The organism is Microcoleus sp. AR_TQ3_B6 (genome assembly GCF_036702785.1).
Taxonomy (GTDB): domain Bacteria; phylum Cyanobacteriota; class Cyanobacteriia; order Cyanobacteriales; family Microcoleaceae; genus Microcoleus.
On the sequence record NZ_JAUBVJ010000046.1, the window covers coordinates 12,461 to 18,666 of the forward strand.

General features: G+C 45.8%; 5 protein-coding genes. 1 reads left to right on the top strand and 4 read right to left on the bottom strand.

Features of this window, described 5'->3' with window-relative positions; translation table 11 throughout:
- Positions 1-136: 136 nt before the first annotated feature.
- From QUB56_RS21095 to QUB56_RS21110, 4 genes are all read right to left on the bottom strand, one after another.
- On the bottom strand, positions 137-1,384 hold the full coding sequence (locus QUB56_RS21095) for a URC4/urg3 family protein (protein ID WP_332957842.1): 1,248 nt from the start codon (positions 1,382-1,384) through the stop codon (positions 137-139).
- Positions 1,381-2,463, bottom strand: a complete 1,083-nt coding sequence (locus QUB56_RS21100) for an adenylate/guanylate cyclase domain-containing protein (RefSeq protein WP_332957843.1) — start codon at positions 2,461-2,463, stop codon at positions 1,381-1,383. The genes QUB56_RS21095 and QUB56_RS21100 overlap by 4 nt, the downstream gene beginning before the upstream one ends.
- Positions 2,464-2,552: 89 nt before the next feature.
- Complete coding sequence (locus QUB56_RS21105; protein WP_332957844.1) at positions 2,553-3,800, bottom strand: GTP cyclohydrolase II; 1,248 nt, start codon at positions 3,798-3,800, stop codon at positions 2,553-2,555.
- Positions 3,801-4,310: 510 nt separating this feature from the next.
- The gene (locus tag QUB56_RS21110; protein ID WP_332957845.1) at positions 4,311-4,523 is read right to left on the bottom strand and encodes a hypothetical protein; all 213 of its coding nucleotides are present in this window, start codon (positions 4,521-4,523) and stop codon (positions 4,311-4,313) included.
- Positions 4,524-4,806: 283 nt separating this feature from the next.
- Here QUB56_RS21110 and QUB56_RS21115 point away from each other — a divergent pair, with 283 nt between their 5' ends.
- Positions 4,807-6,141, top strand: coding sequence for a cytosine deaminase (locus tag QUB56_RS21115; RefSeq protein WP_332957846.1), 1,335 nt, complete (start codon positions 4,807-4,809; stop codon positions 6,139-6,141).
- Positions 6,142-6,206: the final 65 nt, after the last annotated feature.

A 6,206-nucleotide genomic window follows, 5' to 3' on the forward strand; every position in this document is an offset into this window, starting at 1 on the left:
CTTCTTCCCTCTTCCTTCTTCCCTCTTCCTTCTTCCCTCTTCCTTCTTCCCTCTTCCTTCTTCCCTCTTCCTTCTTCTTTCTTCCTTCTTCCCTCTTCCTTCTTCCCTCTTCCTTCTTCCCTCTTCCTTCTTCCCTTTAAAACACAGTACCGTCACTTTCAATTTGAATTGGTGGCACTCCACCAGCCCTCAATTCGGCCGCAATTTTCCGCCCCGCCGCCCAAGTTCCTCCTTGCAAAATCTTCACCAGCGGCAATTGATCCGCACTCAAAAGCAGCTTTTCTCGAATAGCTGCGGCAATTTTATCTAAAAGATTGACAGTGAGCGATCGCCATTCTACTATAACTTCCTCACCCGGCAAGTAACTCTGCTCAAAAATAGCCGAATCTTTTGCCTGCATCAGCCCGATATCCAAACACAAACCGCCGTTTCGGTACTCCGGCAATCCCGTTAACTCATCCAATCCGGCGACTTCTAAACCCAGTTCTTGCAGGGGTTCCAACAGCGAATAAGTCAACCACTGCGATAGTTTGTGAAACGGCACGAATTCATCTCCCAGATTTTCTCCTGTTAAAGCCCGATGCCGCCAAACATCGCCTAAATTAACGCCACCAATTGCATATCTTCCCGGCCAAATTTCCCCAAAACCTCTCAAGACAGCGCTCAACACCACCGTAGCATTCACAGTGTTGACTCCAGAAACCTGACTGTCTAGCAAGTATTTTGCCAAATTGCCGGGACGCGGGTTTTCGCTGCCAAATAATAATGGATGCTGGCAAATCGCATTTCCCAAACGCTGCAATAATTCTAATCGGCCTGTTAAACCAACTAGCGGATTGTCTAGACTTACCTGAAATCCCGCAGCTAAGGTTTCTAGTTTTAATTGAGAAAGTCCGCGAGAATCAGCTTGCCAAGGAAAATCGGGATTGCTGGAAAAAACACCTTGACAAAACATCCGCAAGCTGGCTATTGCTAGCCCTTCAGAACGGCGGTAAACCTGTCCGGTTTCAGCTTCGCAATACTGCCAATCTGTACCAGCACCGGCATCGAGCAAAACGCTGACAATTGCTAAATCAAATTTGATCTTAGCTTGCTCTATGAGTGAAAATTCGGCTATTGCTGAATCCAATTCGGGGAGTCGCGGCAGGTTGCCGGCTTCAAAATGCCGCCAGCGACTGTGAAAGGGAATATTAAAATCGGGATACTGTTGGCGCGTTGTGTCAATTACATAATTTGCTGCTTTGTCGAGTTGGGATAAATCGACGCGGAAGTAGCGGAGTTTGTCCAGGCGGGCTAAATCAAAAAGCCGATCGCACTTTTGGCGAATAGCAGCCGGCCTTCTCAGATATTCTACAGTCTCAAGTTCAATATTGTGCAACTTCATACCACCAAACACCGATAAACATCGTTTTCTTTAAAAAAGTCAAACTGACTGTAATCTAAAAGATTATCTAAAATCGAATTTTTATCGAGTTTGATCAGCTTATATTCCCACTTCGAGCCGCTGACTTCGCGTTTTATTTGATCGGAAACTATCACCGAATTTTTTTCTGTCCCCGGAGATACTATTTTACTTAAATCTTCCAGCCTGTCGGCTATATTAATATCTTTTCCGTAAGTGCAAGACCTAAATATATATAAATTTCCCTTAGCAACTCCCACGGACAAGCCGCAAGGTATTTGATTGGCGTGAATAAAAACTTTCCAATTCTCGCACAAACTTTCCATAGCCGCTAAGGCTGAGTGAGCTTCCGGGAAAGTCAACAAATGGGAATCCCCAACAATGCTCCGAATTGTACCGCCGTATTCTTCGCAAATTGTTTTTTCAAAATCATCAAAATTAGTGAGCAAATATTCAACGTCTTTGATAGAATTAGATTCTTGATAAGCAATAAAACCTCTCAAATCTGCTTTAATTATTGCTTGATTTTTTATAATTCGCGTTTTATAACTTTGGTCAACTTTGTAAACTTTTTCAGGTTCGCTCATCCCTTTCAAAGAAAACTCGTTAACAAAAGACGTTTGCACTTCTGCTTTATTGAGCGCCAGCCATGCTGCTTGGGACAAATATATTTCATCCGGCGGAGTAACTGATTCTATCCGCGCTGTTAAATTCACCGTATCGCCAAAGATATCTTTATCTTGATGCAAGACATCTCCTAATGTAATCGACACGCGAATAGCCAATCGTTCGTCGTTCGCCTTGCTAGATTGTTGCGCTCTCAATTCTTGCTGCATTTCTAGAGCTGCTACAGCCGCTGATGTGACGCTGGGAAAAATTATCCAAAATGAATCACCTTCTCCTTTAATTACGCTGCCTTCATTTTTGGTGCTAATATCTGAAATAAAAGTTTTATGCTCGTTTAACAAACTACTTAAGTCCGACTGAGATAATTTTTTAACTCTGGCGGTATATCCGCAAATATCTGTTTTTACGATCACAGTAGAACGCAAATGAGGCATAACCTACCCTGACTGATCAAAAACCAGCAATAAATTTTATTTAGCAAAGACGCGATTGTTCGCGCCCGATCGCTCGCGTCTTTGCCCTCTCAATCTCCTAAATCGCGTCCGATCGCTTCTGCAAGAATTGTAGCATCTGGCACAGTTCCTGGCGTATAGTAGCCGGCGGCTTTTTTGGCGACGATTTCGACTTGTGCGTCTGCGGGAATCCAATTTTCAGGAATGGGGATGCGCTCGACCACCTGAATCCCAGAATTGATAATCGCATTGTATTTCATATCACTCATAGAAACTAAACTGTCAATTCGAGAGATACCCAACCAGTGCAGCACGTCTGGCATTAGTTCTTGAAACCGCATATCTTGAACTCCCGCAACGCATTCAGTGCGCGTAAAATAGGCATCAGCTCGATCGCCGCCTTCTTGCCGTTTTCTGGCATTGTACACCAAAAACTTAGTCACTTCCCCCAAAGCTCTTCCTTCCTTGCGGAAGTAAACAATTACGCCAGAGCCGCCGGATTGTGCCGTTTGGATGCAAATTTCAATCCCGTGTACCAAATAAGGGCGGCAAGTGCAGATATCCGAACTGAAGACATCAGAACCGTTGCATTCATCGTGTACCCGTACCGCCAACTGCTTGTCCGAGTCAGAAATATTGGCGACATCGCCAATGATATAAACCGTAGTTCCGCCAATTGGCGGCAAGAAAACCTGCAAGTCCGGCCGCGTCACTAAGTCCGAGAACATTCCGCCTGTTTCCTCGAACAGGACACGGCGAAGAAGGCTTTCTTGGACGGCGATCCGCCGAGCAATTCCCGGTAAATACCACACCGGGTCGATCGCAATTTTAGTGACTGCTAAATTGCCGCCTGCTTTGACTATTTTGCCATCAATTTGCACCCGCCCCTTAGCGATGGCATCTTGCAATTCCGGCATATTAATGTGAGCTTTAGTTACAGCAATTGTCGGTCGAATATCGTATCCCTGCTGGAAAAAGGAAGTATAAATTTCGCTGACCAAACCTCCAAACGGATCGAGAGAAACAATCAAATCGCGATCGCCCCAACTCGGGTGTGGCCCGATGTGTGCCGCCGGAGAGGTGTTGGTAAAATCGGGGCGGTGATCCGCTGGGAGTGCGCCGTTGGCAACTGCTAGCGCTCGATAAACAGAGTAGGAACCCGAATGAGTGCCGATCGCATTCCGGTGAGACGATTTGCTGAGGCTGCCAATCACAGGCCCCCGTTTCAGGGGATCGATTTCTCCCCAGTAAATGGGATGAGGTTTTGTGCCGGATCTGTGGGGATGGGATGTTAAAACTATATGCTTGGGTTTTGACACAGTTCTTTTTGGCTCTTGCTATAGATGTTGCTGTTGGTTGTAAGCCGAATCGCAATCTGAAACAGTGATTCATCATACCAACAGTACACACCTCAAGGGTTGAAACAATCGCGCTACACACACACAACCCTTTCTCTGCTTGTGTTTCAGGATAACAGGAGGTTTTCGTCGGATTTGATATAAGTCCAGAGTTAAATCTTGGACTGTATAGCCAAAACCTAAAGACAGCACAACTGCCAAATGCCAACTTTGAAGTTTTAACAAAAGCGAAAAAAAAGATTTGAGATTCCGGGCCGCCGACGTGCAGTCAATCGATTTTAGATTTGAGATTTTAGATTTTAGATTGACCCCACGGATAAATGCGGAGGCTTGAGGATTTTCGAAAATCGATTTGGGATTGATTCCACGGATAAATCACGTGGCGGGTACCACCTTTGAAATTCTTGGTAAATCTCAAATCTCAAATCTCAAATCTCAAATCTCAAGTGGAATATTTTTGCTCAAAACGCCTTAATTCCGACTTTGAGGGTGACATAATTCCACGATAATTGCCTCGCCTTCGTGGCGCGATTCCAATTCCTTTGTCTTCCGCGCGATCGGTTCGTCATTAAGAACTAAGCTGGTAAGTTTGTGCTGTACAAACCAGCGATATCGCCGCCACAAACAGATCGAATAAATCAGCGACTCTGGCAAAGAGTAGCTATAAGGTCGCTGAACTGCCAAACCCGTTTTTTATCCGATTCAACCAAGGTTTTTGGAGTGCGATCGCTCAAATTATAAGGATAACCGATACTGTCTAGATTTATTTGCCTTCTCAGTATTCTAGATGGTCGGCTTGTTTGCCTAAGATGACTTAAAAATTGAGCATCTACTATTTGTCGTGTCAGGGTTATACTGAGAATGTAGCCGGGCGCACAAATGCCACCAATCGTCTATTAACGATGCTTTTGGGTTCCATTTTTTGGTGGCGCTGAAATCTTAATCTAAAGATTAACTGATAAATTGAATGTTGCCAAGTACATCTAATTATTTGCTAAAAAATGCTGGGGTGCCTGTGTCTCTTTCTGAGACGCAATCGATCGCACTTAACCCCAATCGGGCCTGGGTCAGACACACGGGCGAGGGTGTGTGTTTGGTGGATGTGGAAATTGCAGGGGGTACGATCGCCGAAATTATCCCAGCAGGTACAAAACCTGTATCATCATGTGGAGATATCCCAGTTGTAGATTTGCAGGGCGGCTTAGTTTGGCCTTGTTTTGTGGATATGCACACCCATTTAGACAAAGGTCACATTTGGGAACGATCGCCCAATCCCGATGGAACTTTTGCCAGCGCGATCGAAGCAGTGCAGGCTGACGCTCAAAAAAACTGGAATGCAGACGATGTTTACCGGCGAATCGAGTTCGGACTAAAGTGCAGCTACGCCCGCGGAACCAAGGCTATCCGCACTCACATCGACAGCGCGGGCGAACAGGGAAGCGTTAGTTTAGAAGTATTTGAAGCCCTGCAAGGCGAATGGGGCGATCGGCTGATCTTGCAAGCAGTTTCCCTGGTTTCCCTCGACTATTTCCTGACACCTGGCGGCGAAAAATTAGCCGATCGCATAGCCCAAATCGGCGGCATTCTCGGCGGATTTGCCTATATGAATCCCGACTTAGACAAACAACTCGATCGAGTTTTTGGCTTAGCCAAAGAACGCAATTTAAACCTCGACTTCCACACCGACGAAAACGGCGATCCAGATTCAGTAACACTGCAACAAGTAGCAAAAACCGCCATCCGCCATCAATTTTCCGGTCAAATCATCTGCGGTCACTGCTGTAGTTTAGCCGTACAACCGCCAGATTTAGTAACAGAAACCCTCGCCTTAGTCAAAGCAGCAAATATTGGCATTGTCAGCTTGCCGATGTGCAACCTTTACCTGCAAGACAGACAATCTCAGGCTACGCCGCGCTGGCGGGGAGTTACCCTACTGCACGAACTCAAAGCAGCCGGAATTCCGGTTGCAGTTGCTAGCGACAATTGCCGCGATCCGTTTTACGGATTTGGCGATCACGACGTTTTGGAAGTCTTTAATATGGCAGTCCGCATCGCCCATTTAGATAGGCCTTGGGGGGATTGGCCCCGTGCAGTGACAAAGACTCCAGCCGATTTAATGGGATTGCCGAATTTAGGAAGAATTGCAGTTGGTTTACCAGCAGATTTGATTTTGTTTAAGGCGCGGAATTTCAGCGAATTGTTATCTAGATCGCAGGGCGATCGCACAGTTTTGCGGCAGGGTAGAGAAATTGATACAACTTTGCCGGATTACCGCGAACTAGACGACTTGTTACGCATTTAAATCGGACATCCTGCACCAATCTCAACAACAGATCCGAAAGCCGGTTCCACAAAAAATGAATTTTC

Coding starts and splice junctions, on each gene's coding strand:
- QUB56_RS21095 (WP_332957842.1), bottom strand. CDS start 1,384: ATGAAGTTGCACAATATTGAACTTGAGACTGTAGAATATCTGAGAAGG.
- QUB56_RS21100 (WP_332957843.1), bottom strand. CDS start 2,463: ATGCCTCATTTGCGTTCTACTGTGATCGTAAAAACAGATATTTGCGGA.
- QUB56_RS21115 (WP_332957846.1), top strand. CDS start 4,807: ATGTTGCCAAGTACATCTAATTATTTGCTAAAAAATGCTGGGGTGCCT.